We start from the raw sequence: 18,605 nt of genomic DNA on the forward strand, positions 1-18,605 counted from the left end.
GAATCAAGGTAAGAGGCGCACTCATGACCCAGCCCGAACACGACCCCTTTGGCTTTATTGGCCTGACTTATGACGACGTCCTGTTGCTGCCTGGGCACACCAACGTCATCCCGTCCGAGGCCGACACTTCCTCCCGGATATCCAAGCGCATCTCGGTTCAGACGCCCCTGCTGTCCGCCGCCATGGACACCGTGACTGAGTCACGCATGGCCATCGCTATGGCCCGCCAGGGTGGTCTTGGCGTGATCCACCGCAACCTGTCCATCGAAGACCAGGCCGATCACGTTGACCGAGTCAAGCGCTCCGAGTCCGGGATGATCACCAACCCCCTGACTATCCACCCGGAAGCGACCCTGCAGGAACTGGACGAGCTGTGCTCCCGTTACCGGGTTTCCGGCCTCCCGGTGATTGACCCGGATGGCCGCCTGCTGGGTATTGTCACCAACCGAGACACCCGCTTTGTGCCCGAGTCCGATTTCCCGCTGCGGCTTGTCAGCGACGTCATGACCAAGATGCCCCTCATCACGGGCCACGTTGGCATCAGCCGCGAAGAGGCCTCGCACAAGTTGGCCACTAACAAGATCGAGAAGTTGCCCCTCGTCGACGAGCAGGGGCGCCTCAAGGGCCTCATCACCACCAAGGACTTCACCAAGGCCGAGCAGTACCCGCTCGCAACGAAGGACGAGGAAGGCCGCCTCCGGGTCGGCGCCGCCATCGGGTTCTTCGGCGATGGTTGGGAACGGGCCATGACGCTGATTGACGCCGGCGTGGACGCATTGTTCGTGGATACCGCCAACGGCCACTCGCAGGGCGTCCTGGACTTGATCACCCGCCTGAAGTCCGATCCCGTTGCCGCACACGTGGACATCATCGGCGGTCAGGCTGCCACCCGCGAAGGCGCCCAGGCGCTGATCGACGCCGGTGCCGATGGCATCAAGGTGGGCGTTGGTCCGGGCTCCATCTGCACCACCCGCGTTGTTGCCGGTGTTGGCGTCCCCCAGATCACGGCCATCTATGAGTCCTCCAAGGCGGCCATCCCTGCCGGTGTGCCGCTCATCGCCGACGGCGGCCTGCAGTACTCGGGCGATATCGGCAAGGCCCTCGTGGCCGGCGCCGACACCGTCATGCTCGGCTCTTTGTTGGCTGGCTGTGACGAATCTCCGGGCGAGCTGATCTTCGTCAACGGCAAGCAGTTCAAGAGCTACCGCGGCATGGGTTCCCTCGGCGCCATGCAGTCCCGTGGCAAGAACACGTCCTACTCGAAGGACCGGTATTTCCAGGCGGACGTTTCCGGCGATGACAAGCTGATCCCCGAAGGCATCGAGGGCCGCGTCGCGTACCGCGGTCCACTCTCCTCGGTGGCATACCAGCTGGTGGGCGGCCTGCGCCAGACCATGTTCTACACGGGTGCGCCAACTATCGCCGAGCTCAAGGCGCGAGGCAAGTTTGTGCGCATCACCGCGGCCGGGCTGAAGGAGTCCCACCCGCACGACATCCAGATGACCGTCGAGGCTCCGAACTACGGTTCACGCTAGACAGTCTGTTTCAAAGCAAGCCCGCCGCCGTCGTCACGAGGTGGCGGGCTTGCCTATTTCCGCGGCCTTGCTGCTCGTCACTACGACGCCTCGCTGCCGGTACATGGCGCCGCACTGGGATAACCTAGAGCAGTGACTTATGAGATTGAGATTGGCCGTGGCAAGCGTGGGCGTCGTGCCTACTCCCTGGATGACATCGCGATCGTCCCCAACCGCCGGACGCGTGACCCCAAGGACGTCTCCGTCTCATGGCAGATTGATGCCTACAAGTTTGAGATGCCGGTGATCGCCGCGCCGATGGACTCCGCCATGTCGCCTGAAACTGCCATTGCCCTTGGCCGGCTTGGCGGTCTGGGCGTACTGGACCTTGAAGGCCTGTGGACCCGCTACGAGGACCCGCAATCCGTGTTGGACGAGATCTCCGCCCTTGAGGATGAAACTGCCAGCCCTGCCGTCACGCGGCGCATGCAGGAGCTCTACAAGGCCCCCATCCAGCCCGAACTGATCACCAGCAGGCTCGCGGAAATCCGTGCTTCCGGAGTGACCGTGGCCGGCTCGCTCACGCCGCAGCGCACCCAGGAGCACTACAAGACGGTCGTTGCTGCCGGTGTTGACATTTTCGTCATCCGGGGGACCACTGTCTCGGCTGAGCACGTCTCCAAGAACCACGAACCGTTGAACCTCAAGCAGTTCATCTACGAACTCGACGTTCCGGTGATCGTCGGCGGGGCCGCCGGATACACCCCGGCCCTGCACCTCATGCGTACCGGCGCGGCCGGCGTTTTGGTGGGCTTCGGAGGAGGCGCAACCACCACCACGCGCCGTGCACTCGGCATCCATTCGCCCATGGCCTCGGCCATTTCCGACGTCGCCGCTGCCCGCCGCGACTACATGGACGAGTCCGGTGGACGGTACGTGCATGTGATCGCCGACGGCGGCATGGGTTCTTCGGGTGACATCGTCAAAGCCATCGCGATGGGCGCCGACGCAGTCATGCTCGGCAGCGCCTTGGCCCGTGCCGAAGAAGCGCCGGGCAAGGGCTGGCACTGGGGCCAGGAAGCCCACCACCTCGAACTGCCCCGCGGTGACAGGGTCAACGTCGGCACGGTTGGACCGCTTGAGGAAGTGCTCTTCGGGCCGGGCCACCACACCAACGGCACGTCCAACCTGATCGGCGCGCTACGCCGCTCGATGGCCACAACAGGCTATTCGGACCTGAAGGAATTCCAGCGGGTCGACGTCGTCGTCTCGCCTTACTCGGGTCAGTAAGCGGCCGTCCAGGCCACCCTGGCCGCCGGGTGAAAACCCTGCCCAAGCCCGCGCACAAGAAGTAGTGTGGGGAACTACGGGCTTTGTGCGATGGGAGGCGTCCGATGAGCAGTGTTGCAGATGGTTCGCAGAGGGATGATGCATCAGCCGGTGCATTGAGTCCGCAGGCGCGGGCCAGATCCATCGAAGTCCTGAAGGGCACCACGGAGCCCGGCCAGGAACTCGACATCCTGATCGTCGGCGGAGGAGTAGTCGGGGCCGGGGCTGCCCTGGACGCAGTGACCCGCGGGTTGTCTGTGGGCATCGTCGAGGCCCGGGACTGGGCTTCAGGCACGTCGTCGAGGTCCTCGAAGCTGATTCACGGCGGGCTGCGCTACCTGGAAATGCTTGACTTTGCCCTGGTCCAGGAGGCGCTCAAGGAACGCGGGTTGCTGATCCAACAAATCGCGCCGCACCTTGTCCGGCCGGTCCCGTTCCTGTATCCGTTGACCCGGCGCTTTTGGGAACGGCCCTACGTGGGCGCCGGCATCTTCCTCTACGACACACTTGGCCTCACCTCAGGCCACAGCCGTGGCGTCCCGATGCACAAACACCTCTTCCGGCGTGGAACACTGCGGGCAGCCCCCAGCCTCAAGAGCGATGCGTTCGTCGGCTCCATCCGGTACTACGATGCGCAGGTTGACGACGCCAGGCTGGTGGTCAACGTCGTCCGTACCGCGGCACACTACGGAGCCCATGCCGTGAACAGGATGCGCGTGGTGTCGTTCGTACGCGAAGGCGAACGCGTAGTGGGCGCGAAAGTGGAAAACCAGGAAGACGGCAGCATCATCGAAGTCCGCGCCAAGCAAGTGGTCAATGCTACGGGGGTCTGGACGGACGAGACCCAGGCAATGGTGACGGATCGCGGCCAGCTCAAGGTCCGTGCTTCCAAGGGCATCCACCTCGTGGTTCCGCGCGACCGCTTCCAGTCCACCGTCGGATTGATCCTGAGGACCGAGAAGTCCGTGCTGTTCGTCATCCCCTGGGGCAGGCATTGGATCATCGGCACAACGGACACCGACTGGAAGCTGGACAAGGCGCACCCTGCCGCGTCCACCAAGGACATCGACTATGTTCTGGAGCACGTCAACCGCGTCTTGAAACGGCCCCTGACGAGGGAGGACGTCGAGGGCGTGTATGCAGGCCTTCGTCCACTGTTGGCCGGGGAGAGTGATTCCACCGCCAAACTTTCCCGCGAACACGTCGTGGCACACCCCGTTCCAGGGCTTGTGGTGGTTGCTGGCGGCAAATTCACAACATACCGGGTCATGGCCAAGGATGCGGTCGACGAAGCAACCCGGGCGATGGACGAGCGTGTTCCTGCGAGCTGCACGGATACCATCCCGCTGCTGGGCGCCGAGGGATTCAAGGCCGCATGGAACCGCCGGGGGAGAACCGCGGATGAGGTTGGAATCCACGTCGCCAGGGTGGAACATTTGCTCAACCGCTACGGTTCGATGACTCCGGAGGTCCTGGCTGTCATCAAGGACAACCCGGCCATGGCTGAGCCGCTTCCCGGTGCCGACGACTACCTGGCGGCAGAAGTCGCATACGCCACGACCCACGAAGGCGCCCGTCACGTCCACGATGTCCTGACTCGCCGCACCCGCATCTCGATAGAGTCGTGGGACAGAGGTGTTTCCGCGGTCCCTGTTGTCGCTAAGCTGATGGGAGAAATTCTTGGCTGGAGCGACGCGCAGCGGGAAAGCGAAATCAAGCACTACCTGGCCCGGGTGGAAGCTGAACGGCTCAGCCAACAGCAGCCCGACGACGAATCGGCCGATGCTGCGCGCATGGGCGTCGATGACATCGTTCCCCTGCGCTGAGCGCCCTGGGGCGGCTGGGCACACTGGAGGGAAACGACTTGGCGGAACCACTGGACCCGTATGATGCCGAACTGACGACGCCGGAGACCGTCATCCTGGAGATGGAAGCGGTCGACAAGACAGACGCCGCAGGCCAGCTCGCGGAACGGCTCTTTGCCGCCGGGCGTATCACGGACCTCGAGGGCTTCCTCGAACACGTCAACTCCCGGGAACACCAGCTTGCTACCGGGCTACCTGGCGGCATTGGCCTACCGCATGCCCGCAGTGAGTTTGTCTCCCGAGTCTCCATCGCTGTTGGTGTCACGAAGTTCGGACACTCATTGGACTTCGGTGCCAGCGACGGTCCGGCCACCCTGGTCCTGCTGATCGCCACACCGGCCAGTTCATTCTCGGACCACCTGGAAGTCCTCGCGACCTTGGCGCGGTCGCTGTCCAAAGAATCATTCCGGGAATCCCTCCGGCGAGCCCACGATCCAGAGGTCATCGCCGAACTGATCAACTCAAGCCTGGTGTTCTTCGACCACTGAAGAGTGGGGCAGGCTGCCCCACTCTCGTTTAGCTGTTCTACAGCTTGACGAAGTACGGTTAAGGGGTGTTGAAAACCGCTCTGAAGCCCCGCTGGATCGCAGGACTTGTCTTCGCGCTCCTGCTCTCCGGGGTGTTCGTGCTGCTCAGCCAGTGGCAGTTCGGCAGATCCACCCAGAGTGACGTGCCAGTTGATCCCTCCGCGGAGCAAGTCAGGCCCCTCACCGGAGTCCTGCAGCCCGGTACCTTCTTTCCTGGGTCCGTGTCGGATCAAATGGTCAGTGCTAAAGGCAGCTACGACCCCGCCAAGCAGGTCCTTGTGGAGGGCCGTCTGCTGGCTGGGCAAAAAGGATACTGGGTGGTAACCGCATTTGCGGTCGATGGTGCGCCCGTTCTCCACGGCGTTGGCGCTTCGCCGAAGACCTGGATCCCCGTGGCGCGCGGTTGGGTCGCCGAGCCCGCCCAAGCCAGCCCGCCGCCGTCGGGCACTATTGAATTGACCGGACGCCTCCTGCCGTCCGAGGCGCCAGTGCCAAACGTCGACGCCGGAACGGGCCGCGCGTCCGCGGTTTCGGTCGCGGAACTCATCAACACGTGGGAAATTTCGAGCTATCCGGGCTTCGTGGCCGCGACGTCGGAAGCCTCGGCAGGCAAGACCCTCGCGCTTCCGGCGGAGCTGAAGCCCCTGAATATCCCGGCCCAGCCGCCCAACCAACAGATCAACTGGCTCAACCTTTTCTACTCCGTGGAATGGGTGGTCTTTGCAGGATTCGCCCTCTACATCTGGTGGCGCATGGTGGCCGACGACTACCGGCGTACCCTCGAAGAGGAAGAGCCCAACGACGAATTCCCATCAGACGATTTGCCGGCAATTACGAAGCCAGAACAGGTAAAGCCATGATTGAACCCAAACCGGCCATCCAGCCCGAACAGTCCGGAGACTCCGGCCCGAAGCCAGCCACGGCCAAGAAGCGCCGCTTCGGTGGAACCACGGCCCAGATCCGCTCGGCCCTGAAGTTCTACAAGGTCATGGCTTACCTCACCGGCACCATGCTCTTGCTCCTGTGCGCCGAGCTCGTGGCTCGTTATGTGTTCGGCGTGTACCTTTTTGCCGGGGGGACCAACGCCATCACCGGGCAGCCCTTCGGCTTCGGATTCGCTGACGCGGAGTCGAAGGCGGTCCTCGGCGGCGTCAACGTCTCCGTGACGGTACTGATCGTCCACGGCTGGATGTACGTGGTTTACCTCATCTCGGACTTCCGTCTGTGGTCCCTCATGCGCTGGCCGTTCACGAAGCTCATCCTCCTTGCCTTGGGTGGGGTCGTTCCGCTCATGTCCTTCATTGTGGAGAAGAAGTTCCACTCGGAGGTAGAAGCGGAACTGGTCGCCAACCCGCAGGCATCCAAGCGGTACTGATCGGCCGGTCGCGGCCGGCATTGTGAGATCGCTAACGTCGGGGCCGGTTTGCCGGCTTCACGACCGGTTTCAAGGTGCACCGGGGCATCCCGGCAAAGTAGGCTGTTATGGTGACTACTCCCACCGCACCCTTCAGTTCTGAAGCTCAGACTTCCCAGAAGCCGGTGCTGGTTGTTGACTACGGTGCCCAGTACGCGCAGCTGATTGCCCGCCGCGTCCGTGAGGCGAATGTGTACTCGGAAATTGTTCCGCACACTTTCACCACCGAGCAGCTTCTGGCCAAGAACCCGGCAGCGATCATCCTTTCCGGCGGTCCTTCAAGCGTTTATGCCGAGGGTGCCCCGAGGGTTGGCGCAGACCTTTTCGAGGCCGGCGTGCCTGTCTTCGGTATTTGCTACGGCTTCCAGGCCATGGCCAACGCGCTGGGCGGCAAGGTCGCACAGACCGGACTGCGCGAGTACGGCGCTACTGAGGCCACCACGGTTGGCGAGGCACGCTCCATCCTGGCGGGCATCCCGGACTCCCAGAGCACCTGGATGAGCCACGGAGATTCCGTGCATGTTGCCCCGGCAGGCTTCGAGGTCCTGGCGACCACCGCCGGCGCACCTGTAGCCGCTTTCGCGAACGAGGAAAAGCACCTCTACGGCGTGCAGTGGCACCCGGAGGTCAAGCATTCGGCCCACGGCCAGCAGGTTCTGGAGAACTTCTTGTTCAACGGAGCGGGCCTGAAGCCGAACTGGACCACCGGCAACATCCTCGAAGAGCAGGTGGATCGGATCCGCCAGCAGGTCGGTGATTCCAAGGTCATCTGCGGCCTCTCTGGCGGCGTCGACTCGGCCGTTGCCGCGGCCCTCGTGCAGCGCGCCGTGGGAGACCAGCTCACCTGCGTGTTCGTGGACCACGGTTTGCTGCGTGAAGGCGAAGCCGAACAGGTCGAACGCGACTTCGTTGCCGCAACCGGCGTCAAGCTTTACGTGGCAAACGAGCAGGAGCGTTTCCTCTCCGCACTGGCCGGGGTCAGCGATCCCGAGACGAAGCGCAAGATCATTGGCCGCGAGTTCATTCGTGCGTTCGAAGAAGCAGAGCGGGCCATCATCGCCCAGGCCGCGTCCGAAGGCGAGAGCATCAAGTTCCTCGTTCAAGGCACCCTTTACCCGGATGTCGTCGAATCCGGCGGAGGCGAAGGTGCTGCGAACATCAAGAGCCACCACAACGTGGGTGGCTTGCCTGAGGACCTGCAGTTCGAACTCGTTGAGCCGCTCCGCGCACTGTTCAAGGATGAGGTTCGCGCCGTAGGCGCGCAGCTTGGCCTGCCGCAGGAAATCGTTGGACGCCAGCCGTTCCCTGGTCCAGGCCTTGGCATCCGAATTGTCGGGGAAGTGAACAAAGAACGCCTGGACCTGCTGCGCAAAGCAGACGCCATCGCGCGCGCCGAGCTCACTGCGGCCGGACTCGACAACGATGTCTGGCAGATGCCGGTGGTGCTGCTGGCCGATGTCCGCAGCGTTGGCGTGCAAGGTGATGGACGTACCTATGGACACCCGATCGTGCTTCGTCCCGTTTCTTCCGAGGACGCCATGACTGCTGACTGGTCCAGGCTCCCTTATGATCTCCTCGCGAGGATCTCCAACAGGATCACCAACGAGGTAGACGGAGTCAACCGAGTGGTACTGGACGTCACCAGCAAGCCCCCTGGCACCATCGAGTGGGAATAGCGTTCTGAGTGACCGGTCTCTTTCCAGAGACCGGTCACTTTGCATTTCCCCCGAGATCACGGGTAATTTGCCTTTCCAGCAGTGTTGCGGTGCGGAGTGCCGGTCGATTCCCGCTACCCTCGAAAGTATGCCGATTTGGTCCAAGTCGTCTCGAGCTAGAACAGAAAAGAAGGCAGCGGTGTCAGTAGGTCAAAGCCATGAGGAGAGCTCTGCAGAGCTCCGGAAATGGCTGTCGGGGCTCAAGCCTGTGACTGGCGCGGACACGATGCTGCGCTTCGTCAAGACGCCGGAAGGGTCGATCGACCTCAGCAACGGCCACCCTTCAGGGCTCGCACAGCTCCTCGCGGGACGTCGAACCCGTCTTTCCACCCTGATCCGGGATCGCCAGCAATATCTTGTTGCCGCCCGTGCAGCCAGGAACCTTCGCTCGAAGATCTTCGAGTTGGGCAACGACCGGGGGATCGACGCCGGGTACTTGTCCTGCGGAACGGTCGTTTGGACATCGGCTGTCGGGGGTAAGCCCCAGCGTGTTTCTGCTCCTGTCATGTTGGCAGCCATTTCGCTCACGGCTCGGCCGGGCGAAGATGACTACGAGCTGCAACTCACGGAGCAAGCGGGCATCAATCCTGCGTTGGTCCGGCATTTGAAGACCGTCCATGGAATTGTCTTCGACGTCAATGCCGTGAGCCGCATGGCCTACAACACCGCGCGCCTCGATCCCCAGCCGGTCCTTGACCGCCTTGCCACGCTGGTGCAGCCGATCCCTGGTGCCGAGGTAACCCCCAATCTCCTCATTACAACTTTGGCGGATCTGTCCGGGAACTTGGACGACCCCTGGATCAACGAGAACAGCAGCGTCGTTGCATCCTTGTTTGGGGCCGCCAACCGAGGGGACATCGAACCTGAGCCAATTAAGTCCGGGCGCTTCCCGAAACTTGACGAGCGGGATCCTGCCGAGGAGTCGCTGCTCCTGGATGCCGATGCTGACCAGCAGTACGTCGTGGATGCCGTCCGAGCAGGCGATTCGCTGGTGGTCAGCACCCCACCAGGCAGCGGCCAGACCCAAACGGCCATCAATGCCATCGGCGCGCTTGTCAACGAGGGCAAATCGGTACTGGTGGTGGGCGACCGGCGAGCGAGCCTCAATGGCCTCGCCAGCAATTTTGAAGCCCTTGGCCTTGAGTCGATGCTGTTCAGGCCGGGCAATGGTGCCACGGCCCAGCAGCTCAAGGGCCAACTGGTCAGTGCGATCATCCGCAACGAGAAGTCGCTGGAACCCCAACTTGCGAATCTTCACAAGACCTTGACCGAGCACCGCCATGCACTCATGGACCATGTTGCGTCTTTGCACAACGTCCGCCAGCGCTGGGGATGCTCGCCCTATCAGGCAATGCAGTCCCTCGCGGAGCTGACCTCCATCCAGCCTGCCCCCGCCACCACAGTGCGCTTGAAGCGCAGTGTCCTGGACAACATCAAAGACCGCGCTGAGCTGGCCGCAAGGCTGCGCCGCGCCGCCGAACTTGGCAGCTTCAGCAAGGCATCGACGTCGAGCCCCTGGTATGGAGCGCGCCTGGTCACTCGCAAGGAGACTGAGGAAGCCCAGCAACTGGCCGGCACCGCCGCCGAGCACCTTCCCAAGCTGCGGGAACGGATGAACCAAGTTGCGGAGCACTCTGAAATCCGGCTCGGGGCGAACTTCGCCGAATGGGGCTCGCAACTTGAGCTGTTGATGGCGGTACGGGAAAGCCTGGATAAGTTCACCCCGGATATCTTTGACCGGCCGGTCCACGATCTGATCTCGGCTACTGCCACCTCCGCATGGCGGCGTGAGCAGGGCCTCGAGATGCCGTCGATGCAGCGCTCCCGCTTGCGTCGCGTGGCCAAAGAATACGTCCGTCCCGGTGTCCACATCGCGGATCTGCACAGTTCCTTGGCGCTTGTTCAGGAGCAGCGGGCGCTTTGGGCTGGGTATGCCACCACCCAACGCCATCCCGCTGTGCCATCCGGGCTCGCGGACTTGGGCGCCACGTACCGTGAGCTGGACCGGGATCTCCGCCGTCTGGGGGACTGCCTCAAGCACACGGCCGACGGCGGCGACCTCCACGCGACCCGCTACGAAGCCCTCATGGAGCGTCTTGAACGTCTTGTCGCGGATACGGGAACTCTCGAGACTCTGCCGGAACGTACGCTTCTGGTCGAGAACATGCGCGAGCATGGACTCGGCGAGCTTCTTGCGGATTTGGCGGAGCGCGAAGTCCCTGCCGAATCCGTTCGTGCGGAACTGGAGCTTGCCTGGTGGCAGTCCGCCCTGGAAGCCATGATCAGTGGTGATGACTACCTTGCCATGTCCGACGGAGATTCCCTCCGCCGTCTCGAAGCCGAGTACCGCCTGGCGGATCAGGCGCATATTGCAAGCGGTGGAGCCCGGCTGCGCTGGAAGCTCGCCGAAATGTGGCGCGCTGGAATTGCGGAACATCCGCGCCAGGCAGAACTCCTGCGGAATCTGATCAAGGATGGCCGCGTTACTCTCTCGGCGCTCAGCGCCCAGGCGCCGGCCTTGGTTTCCCGGCTGGTGCCGGTGTGGTCCGTCAGCCCGTACCTGCTGACCGGGCTTTTGCCTGCCGAACAGAAATTCGACGCAGTGGTGATACTTGATGCCGAGAGCACGTCTTTGCAGGCTGTGCTGCCGGCCATCGCCCGGGCCGAACAAATCATCGCCTTCGGTGATGCGAAGATTGCCAATGCCCGCACCTTTAGCGTCGCCGTGGAGCCTCCCATGGCAAGCGTCACGAGCCAGGACACGGTGGACAGTGCCTTCAGTGCATTGGCCCGCGTCTTGCCGACTTGGCAACTGAATTGGGTGTATCGGGCTGTTGATGAAGATCTGGTACTGCAGCTGAGCAAGAATTACTACGACGGCGGCCTGCGTCGGCTGCCGGACGGCCAATCCGTAACGGGGCTGGACCGTTCGGTTGTGGTTGAGTACATCCCGGACGGCACCGGCCTGCCCGGTTCGGATCACGAAGGTGTGGAATCGGTCGCAGCCGAAGTAAACCGTGTGGTGGATCTGGTTTTTGAACACGCCAGACTTCGGCCCCGCACCTCTCTCGCCGTGGTGACCGCAAGCCTGCGCCATGCTGCAAGGATCGGCGAAGCCATTAGGCTCCAGCTGCCCAACTATCCTCTCCTGTCCGGTTTCTTCAACGCGGCTGCCGAGTCCTTCCGCGTGGTGGATTTGGAGCGTGCTCAAGGATTGGTCCGCGACCACATCATCTTCTCCCTGGGCTTCGGGCGTACTCCGCATGGCCGGGCGCTGCACAGTTTCGGTCCCCTGTCCGTCGAAGGTGGCCGCAATAAGTTTGCTTTGGCAATGACCCGCTCGCGCAGATCTTTGCACGTCTTGAGCTGCTTCCGTCCGGAGGACCTGGACCTGGACAGATTGGCTCACGGGGCGGTTGATTTCCATGAACTCCTTGACCGCGAACTCTCGGGCAATTCGGATCTGGGGACGCCGGCAACCAGGGCAGCGGCCAGCGAGCAGGCGCTCGGTGAGGATCCGTTGGTGGCGGATCTGGGCGAGCGGCTCCGTGCTCGTGGAGCCCGGGTGTGGCATCAGTACGACGGAGCGCTGGACATCGCCGCGGCGGCCGATCCCGTGCACACCATCGGCCGTGATGACACCGAAATGCCAACGCCGGTGGCCATTGAATCCGACGGCACGGAACGATACCGCCGCATGAGCGTCCGGGAGCGCAGCAGGCTCCGGCCCCAGCTCCTGGAGCGCCTCGGCTGGCGGTACATGTCTTTGTGGACCATCGAAGTATTTACGGACCCCTCGTCGTGTGCGGACCGCATCGGCTCCTACCTTGGACTCGAAAAGCCGGTCGCGCCCTCCTATGGCGCCGTCCAGCATGGATTCCTTGACATGGATGTTGAACAATTGGAACTGGGCCCTCAGGCGGACAGCCAGGGGGACGGCGTAGCCAGACGGAGTCGGCTCCAGCCAAACTCGCCGGTACGCAAGGTCCCCGCCCGGGGCCAGCCATCCCCTAAGGAAGCGCAATGCCGGAAAGAAAGAGCACAAAGGCCAAATACCCCGCGGACGATTATGCAGCGGAGGCCGGCACACAGCTGGACAAGCAGGAGAAGACGGAATTGAAGCCCGAACCGGAGTCGAAGCCGGCAGGAGAAGGCATCCTGCCCAAGAAAGCCTCCGAGGATGATCCACGCCGCTGGGGTGACGAGCCCGGTTACGATCACGACGCTTGGCTCAAGGAGCAAAGGCCTCCACACTGGGGCTGAACATTCCACGATGAGCCTGACTATCCACGAGGAGTTTCGGTTTGCCGGGTGCCCGCAGGATTGACCAAGACAAAGAACAATTTCCCCCGAGTGGAAGCTCCGGCCAGGATTTCTGCCTGTTGCGGATTCGCGGCGACAACCACGAGGCCATCGGACTCGTTCGTACCTAGCCACTGGCTGGCCTTGCCTCCATTTGCCGACGTCCACAAAACCGGGACGGCCGCAGCCAGGAGTTCGGATTTCTTGGCAGGCCCTTCAAATCCATCAGCTGCCGTGAGCACAACGTTGACCAACTGGCCCGGGGAAACAAGCTGGATTGAAGCGGGATCGGCCATACGCAGTGGAACGGCTGCTGTTGCCGGCGCGGCGCCGGTCAGCAGACCCGGACCCAGGAATTGGGCGTCCGTGGGGACCTGCCCTTTCTGAAGGGGTGAAGCAAGCTGCTTCCCTCTGTATTCAAAGCCAGAGGTGAGTGCTCCGGCGGGAGCTCCTCCGGGAAGAACTTCAAGAGGTTTGAGGTCGGAATCTGCCAAGGTGGACCCGGCCGCAAGATCCCTGGCCGCGGCCAGAACCGTCACCCGTTGTTCAGAAGCAGGAGTCAGCTGGTGGACCACAATCCCGGCGGCGACACACAGCAGGAGTGCCACCATGAGGCGGCGGTTGCGGTTCAGCCAGCTGCCCAGCCTGTGGTGCTTGGAATGCACCGGGAGGGGGCCAGGGACGCGGGCTCCCCGTGGAAGAGCCAGAATAGTGCGAGGGATGGCACTGGTGACCGGCGCGGGGCGGCTATTGCGTGGAATCGAAGAAGACCCCGCTGAAGGGGGGCCTTGGGATGCAAACGGGGTAGCTGGCATGCTGCCACGCTAACCGTGCGAGTAGTCCGGTGACAGGGTCTTAATGAGCTATGTGGAAAAGCGGTATCAAGTGGAAAACCGCAAATCAGCTGGCGGCGGCCGCCGGAACCGACGCTGGAGCCGGGGATGCCGCTGGCGCAGCGGAAACGGCGCTGCCCTTTGAGTCCCGGGAGTCCGTACGGTAGAAGCCCGATCCCTTGAAGACGACGCCCACGCTGTTGAATTTCTTGCGCAAGGATCCTTGGCATTCGGGGCAGTCAGACAGGGAGCTGTCTGTGAAGGCCTGAACAATGTCAAAGGCGTGGCCGCAGTCTTTGCAGGCATAGGCATATGTGGGCACTGGCAATCCTCCTCCGGGACGAACTACAGGTCCTGCGCTGCATTTGCGGATTGTTCTATCCATTAGCAGTCCAAGGGCCTGAGTGCCAATTCTATCATCCGACATCGGAGTCTCCACCAAGGAATGTGGTGGAGGAACAAAGGGCCCGAAGGGCGGTTCAGTCGGCGTGGGTTAGCCCGACGACGCGCCGGGGGGTAAGTGCCTCTGGCACGGGCTTGTCGAAAGGTTCGGCAGGGATGGTGCCTGCCGGCAGGACCTCATCGTCATATACGACGGCGATAGTCGGGGGACGCTGTCCGGTTGCGTCCAACTTGTCGAGGAGTCGGTCGTAATATCCGCCGCCCTGGCCAATGCGGTTGCCGCCTTCGTCGACTGCAGTAGCCGGAAGGAAGATTCCGGCCGCATCCCTGACGACGTCACTGTCGAATCGTTCGCCTACGGGCTCATCGATGGGGGCATACCTTGAGCGGGCAAAGGTCGTCTCCGGGGTCCAATACACCCAGCTCAGGCGGCGCTCCGGTTCACAGACCGGAAGAAGAATCCTGTGCCCAACGGCATGGAGCGCTTCGAGCAAGGGCATTGTTGGCGGTTCGGCTGCCACCCCCACATAGGCGGCAAAAGTCGCCTGTCTCCCGTGGGCAACAGCATCGGCCCATGAGAGGCCACGGCGGGCAATGCCTATTCCGGCGTCGGCGCGCTGCTGTACTGTCAGGGCGCGCCGACGGTTGCGGTGCCCCTGACGGATATCGTCTTTCAAAGTCACTTTCGCTCCAGTTCTTCCGTCTGCCTGGCGCCGGGGATGTTGGGAAACGTCGGCCCCTCTTTCCTCCATCGGCGTACTTTTGCCTAATGTCCAGTTCCTTCCGTTAGATTAGTCCGGTGACTTCCAATAGCTGCGCTAGCGCTGTCCGCAAGGCCGTTATCCCCGTTGCGGGGCTCGGTACCAGATTCCTGCCTGTCACCAAGGCGATGCCCAAGGAGATGCTCCCGGTAGTCGACAAGCCGGCCATCCAGTATGTTGTCGAAGAAGCCGTGAGCGTGGGCCTCAATGACATCCTCATGATCACGGGCCGCAACAAGCGCGCATTGGAGGACCACTTCGACCGCGTGCCGGCCTTGGAAGCGACCCTTGAGGCCAAGGGAGACACCGTCAAGCTGGACTCGGTTCAGGCTACTAGCAACCTCGGTGACATTCACTATGTTCGCCAGGGTGATCCCAAAGGCCTGGGCCATGCGGTGCTGCGCGCAAAGCAACACGTCGGCTACGAACCTTTCGCAGTCCTCCTTGGCGACGACCTCATCGATGCGCGGGACACTCTCCTCAGCGACATGATTGAGGTCCAGCACAAGACCGGTGGATCCGTCATAGCCCTCATTGAGGTGGAGCCGTCCCAGATCAGCGCCTATGGCTGCGCCGACATCGAGGACATCGGCGAAGACGGCTACGTCCGCATCAAGCAACTTGTGGAAAAGCCTTCTGTCGACGAAGCTCCCTCCAACTTGGCCGTGATTGGTCGCTATGTGCTTCACCCCTCGGTGTTCGACGTTCTCGAGCAAACCGAGCCTGGCCGTGGAGGAGAGATCCAGCTGACGGATGCCCTCCAGGTTCTGGCTGCCGGCGAGGGCGAAGGCAGCGGTGTCTACGGAGTGGTCTTCCGCGGTCGCCGGTACGACACCGGAGACAAGCTCAGCTACCTTAAAGCCTGTGTCCAGCTGGCATGCGACAGTGAAGACCTCGGACCCGGCTTGCGCGAGTGGCTGCCGGGCTTTGCCGACAGTCTCAGCAAGTAGTTCCTCGTGTGGGGATCGGCCATTTGGCCGGTGACGCTTGAATGTGGCGACCTCATTTTGCGGCCCATTCGCTACCGGGACAAGAAGGAATGGACCGAAGTCCGCTCGCGCAATAGTGACTGGCTCGCCCCCTGGGAAGCCTCCAACCCGGCCCCTGGTGGCCGCCTACCAAACTACCGGCAGATGGTGGCTTCCCTCAACCTCCAGGCCCGGCAGGCGAGTGCCCTTCCTTTTGTCATCACGGAACGCATTCCGGGGTATCACGAGCCCAGGATTGTAGGGCAGTTGACGGTCTCTTCCATTGTTTGGGGATCGGCGATGACCGCCACCCTTGGCTACTGGGTAGATCAGGCGAGGGCAGGGCGCGGGATTGCTCCCACCGCGGTTGCCCTGGCCACCGACCATTGCTTCGCGACCCTCGGCTTGCACCGGATGGAGATCAACATCAGACCCGAAAATGGGCCGAGCCTGCGCGTTGTTGAGAAGCTTGGATTCCGCGACGAGGGGCGCCGTGAGCGTTTCCTTCACATCAATGGAGAATGGGCTGACCATAGAAGCTTTGCCCTGACCTCGGAAGAGGTCCCGGGAGGCTTGCTGGCTGCTTGGCTTGGGCGCGAAGCCAATTAGTCCGTTTGGGTGAACGACTGTCATAAATCCATTGATTTGCCGACTCTCCGACGACACACCGCGGGGAATGCGGTGGCCCCTGCGTATTTGCTTCTACGGTTTTGATTGTGGACTTCCCTCTCAGCAGCTCAGTGATATTGGTGATTGCTGTGGCGCTGTGGATCGTTTGGGTTGCGCCATACATGTTGCGGAACCGCCGCCTGCACGTCCAGGTCGCCGGTGACGTGCCAGTGGATGACAGTGAAGATGACGCTCACGAACTGCAATCCGGGGTGGTTCTGTCAATTGCCCCTCGGCAGGAGAAAGCAATGGAAACCATGCAGAGCACCGCAACCGCATTGCCAACGGAATCCGCCGGCTCCGGCGAACGGCGTGATGCTGCAACGGATCCCTCGGTCTTCAAAGTCAGATATGGGCGCTGTGCCCTTGCCCTTGCTGGCCTTCTCCTGTTGCTCACAGCGGCCGTTTCCGGCATCTTGCGTATTTTCGACCTTGTTTCGGCCTGGCTGCCGTTGGTCTCCATAGTTGGTGTCGTTGGAACTGTCTTCATTCTCCGCCGCCTGGCCATCAGGGACCGCAGGGCGAAGATGAACGCGGCCTTCCGCAACGCCATGGGTCCCACCGTTGAGAATCCCGGCACCACCACGAAGGCAGCGGACCGCCCGGCGACCAAGATATTCGATGCGGAAGCCCATTCCCGCGAAACGAACCGCCTGACCGCCGTCGAACTTCGTCAAGCCGCGCTCAACGTTGCCGTCGCCGCTGGCGATAACACCGTCCGTTTTGCAGACGGGGCCAAGGACGCTGAGTGGCAGCCGGTCGACGTGCCCAAACCAACCTACGTTGACGCTGCAAAGGCACCGCGGCCGGCCCCGGAACCCCTCGATTTGCCTGAGGCCCCCAAACCCCTCGGCAGGCCCACGTTGAAGCAAACCAGCGCCCCGTCCACTGACCCCGCGATCCAGGCGCAGCAGGTCAAGCCTCAGAGCGCCCTCAGCAACCTTGACGACGTCCTCCAGCGCCGCCGGGCATAGCCGGGCATGACTTCCGTCTGCGTAGCAGGTGGCACAGGGCAGGTGGGCCGTGAAGTCGTCCGTTTGGCGCTGGACGCCGGACTCGACGTGACGGCACTGAGCAGACGCCCGCCGTCGGGCACTTCAAAGGCCCATCACGACGGCGTCCGCTACTTTCAGGCGGACGTCACCACGGGCGCTGGCTTGGCAGAGGCCCTGCAAGGGGCCGACGTCGTGATCGACTGCCTGGAAGGCCAGTTCGGCAAAGCCCGCAAGAATTTCGCCGACGGCGGTGCGCGCCTGCTCGCCGCGGCCACCGGTGCGGGCGTCCGCAAGGCGGTCCTCCTTTCGATCATCAACTGCGACAAGAGCAATGCCGCCTTTTATGTTTCCAAAGCCGAGAAAGAACGCGTATACGCGCGGTCGGCGCTTGAGACTGTCGTAGTGCGGGCCACCCAATTTCACAGCCTCGTGACGGCGGTTTTCCAGGCCGGAGCGAAACTCCGCCTTATTCCGGTCTTCAAGGGCGCGCGCTTTCAAACGATTTCCCCGTCCGATGTGGCTTCCGTGTTGCTTGCCGAAGCCTTGGGGGAGGCTTCGACCGTCCGGCATCGGACTCGGACGATCGGCGGGCCGGACATCCGGACCATGCGTGAACTCGCTGAGATCTGGCGAACGGCTTCGGGCCACACTGGACGGATTGTGCAGGTTCCGTTGCCCGGGGCGATGGGCAAATTCCTTCGGAGCGGGCTGAATTTGGTCCCAAACGAACGAACCGGGACGGACACGTTCGAGTCCTGGTTGGCAAAGCGCCAAGATAGTTTGTAGCCTAGGGGCACTGGCACCACGCGGTTGACCAGGGGCTATAGCTCAGTTGGTAGAGCGCTTCGTTCGCATCGAAGAGGTCAGGAGTTCGAATCTCCTTAGCTCCACAGTGAAGGCCCTTTGACCTGCGGAAACGTGGGGACGGAGGGCCTTTTTCGCGGCGAAAAAGGGGCCAACCCGACGTTTACCCAACGTTTTGGGATGAAAAACGGTGGCAGACGATGGCGATCTTTCAATGTTCTTCAACTTGGCGGTAACGCCCCGAAGACTCCAGGAGCAACGAACTGGCATGGGGAACGGCGCCGCTATCCGACACGCACATCGCTCCCGAGTTGAGGCGAGCTCCGGCATTGTGGATAAGTGCTTTTTGACCTGTGTTGAGTAGTGCCCTGTGCTGCCATGTCTGTGGCTGCTGATAACTTTGGAACCACAGGCCCGAGCAAAATGACCCCCGAAGGTGCGAGAGAGCCCAAACAAGGAGATGGCTGCAAAGACCGACGTAGCGCGACACTCCGTGATCTCCACCAG

The 18,605-nt window shown here is 62.5% G+C and carries 16 protein-coding genes and 1 tRNA gene; 14 read left to right on the plus strand and 3 right to left on the minus strand.

Translation table 11 applies throughout. From position 1 onward, the window contains the following. Nucleotides 1-23 precede the first annotated feature (23 nt). From guaB to OW521_RS17270, 9 genes are all read left to right on the plus strand, one after another. Nucleotides 24-1,535 carry an IMP dehydrogenase gene (gene guaB, locus OW521_RS17230; RefSeq protein WP_268020802.1) on the plus strand — a complete coding sequence of 504 codons (1,512 nt, stop codon included), beginning with the start codon at nt 24-26 and terminating at the stop codon, nt 1,533-1,535. 132 nt (nt 1,536-1,667) lie between these two features. Next, nucleotides 1,668-2,804, plus strand: a complete 1,137-nt coding sequence (locus OW521_RS17235) for a GuaB3 family IMP dehydrogenase-related protein (RefSeq protein WP_265976874.1) — start codon at nt 1,668-1,670, stop codon at nt 2,802-2,804. Between the two features lie 104 nt (nt 2,805-2,908). Beyond that, complete coding sequence (locus OW521_RS17240; protein WP_268020803.1) at nt 2,909-4,669, plus strand: glycerol-3-phosphate dehydrogenase/oxidase; 1,761 nt, start codon at nt 2,909-2,911, stop codon at nt 4,667-4,669. Between the two features lie 38 nt (nt 4,670-4,707). After that, nucleotides 4,708-5,196, plus strand: a complete 489-nt coding sequence (locus OW521_RS17245) for a PTS sugar transporter subunit IIA (RefSeq protein WP_268020804.1) — start codon at nt 4,708-4,710, stop codon at nt 5,194-5,196. A gap of 65 nt (nt 5,197-5,261) precedes the next feature. Continuing rightward, nucleotides 5,262-6,095, plus strand: coding sequence for an SURF1 family protein (locus OW521_RS17250; protein WP_268020805.1), 834 nt, complete (start codon nt 5,262-5,264; stop codon nt 6,093-6,095). Beyond that, the gene (locus OW521_RS17255; protein ID WP_268020806.1) at nt 6,092-6,610 is read left to right on the plus strand and encodes a DUF3817 domain-containing protein; all 519 of its coding nucleotides are present in this window, start codon (nt 6,092-6,094) and stop codon (nt 6,608-6,610) included. The genes OW521_RS17250 and OW521_RS17255 overlap by 4 nt, the downstream gene beginning before the upstream one ends. A 107-nt stretch (nt 6,611-6,717) precedes the next feature. After that, entirely contained in the window at nt 6,718-8,325 is a 1,608-nt protein-coding gene (gene guaA / locus OW521_RS17260) for a glutamine-hydrolyzing GMP synthase (protein WP_268020808.1), read from the plus strand. Between the two features lie 127 nt (nt 8,326-8,452). Continuing rightward, the gene (locus OW521_RS17265; protein WP_268020809.1) at nt 8,453-12,484 is read left to right on the plus strand and encodes an AAA family ATPase; all 4,032 of its coding nucleotides are present in this window, start codon (nt 8,453-8,455) and stop codon (nt 12,482-12,484) included. Then, nucleotides 12,481-12,627, plus strand: coding sequence for a hypothetical protein (locus OW521_RS17270; protein ID WP_268020810.1), 147 nt, complete (start codon nt 12,481-12,483; stop codon nt 12,625-12,627). The genes OW521_RS17265 and OW521_RS17270 overlap by 4 nt, the downstream gene beginning before the upstream one ends. A gap of 20 nt (nt 12,628-12,647) precedes the next feature. On the opposite strand, the gene cpaB is transcribed toward OW521_RS17270, so the two are convergent. The 3 genes from cpaB to OW521_RS17285 all read right to left on the minus strand — a co-directional run bounded on the left by cpaB (nt 12,648) and on the right by OW521_RS17285 (nt 14,584). Continuing rightward, on the minus strand, nt 12,648-13,331 hold the full coding sequence (gene cpaB / locus OW521_RS17275) for a Flp pilus assembly protein CpaB (protein ID WP_326493970.1): 684 nt from the start codon (nt 13,329-13,331) through the stop codon (nt 12,648-12,650). A gap of 235 nt (nt 13,332-13,566) precedes the next feature. After that, nucleotides 13,567-13,821 carry an FmdB family zinc ribbon protein gene (locus OW521_RS17280; RefSeq protein ID WP_268020811.1) on the minus strand — a complete coding sequence of 85 codons (255 nt, stop codon included), beginning with the start codon at nt 13,819-13,821 and terminating at the stop codon, nt 13,567-13,569. A 157-nt stretch (nt 13,822-13,978) separates the two neighbouring features. Further along, on the minus strand, nt 13,979-14,584 hold the full coding sequence (locus OW521_RS17285; protein WP_268020812.1) for a 5-formyltetrahydrofolate cyclo-ligase: 606 nt from the start codon (nt 14,582-14,584) through the stop codon (nt 13,979-13,981). Between the two features lie 116 nt (nt 14,585-14,700). Between OW521_RS17285 and galU the strand changes: the two genes are divergently transcribed. The 5 genes from galU to OW521_RS17310 all read left to right on the plus strand — a co-directional run bounded on the left by galU (nt 14,701) and on the right by OW521_RS17310 (nt 18,184). After that, complete coding sequence (gene galU, locus OW521_RS17290) at nt 14,701-15,612, plus strand: UTP--glucose-1-phosphate uridylyltransferase GalU (RefSeq protein ID WP_268020813.1); 912 nt, start codon at nt 14,701-14,703, stop codon at nt 15,610-15,612. A gap of 6 nt (nt 15,613-15,618) precedes the next feature. After that, a complete protein-coding gene (locus OW521_RS17295) occupies nt 15,619-16,239 on the plus strand; it encodes a GNAT family N-acetyltransferase (protein WP_268020815.1) in 621 nt (206 codons plus the stop codon). A 308-nt stretch (nt 16,240-16,547) separates the two neighbouring features. Then, a complete protein-coding gene (locus OW521_RS17300) occupies nt 16,548-17,273 on the plus strand; it encodes a hypothetical protein (protein WP_326493971.1) in 726 nt (241 codons plus the stop codon). A 6-nt stretch (nt 17,274-17,279) separates the two neighbouring features. Beyond that, nucleotides 17,280-18,080: an SDR family oxidoreductase gene (locus tag OW521_RS17305; RefSeq protein ID WP_268020816.1), complete on the plus strand. Its 801-nt coding sequence runs from the start codon at nt 17,280-17,282 to the stop codon at nt 18,078-18,080. 31 nt (nt 18,081-18,111) lie between these two features. Next, nucleotides 18,112-18,184, plus strand: a tRNA-Ala gene (locus tag OW521_RS17310). Nucleotides 18,185-18,605: the final 421 nt, after the last annotated feature.

The sequence above is a fragment of the Arthrobacter sp. MMS18-M83 genome, assembly GCF_026683955.1.
In the GTDB taxonomy this organism is placed as follows: domain Bacteria; phylum Actinomycetota; class Actinomycetes; order Actinomycetales; family Micrococcaceae; genus Arthrobacter.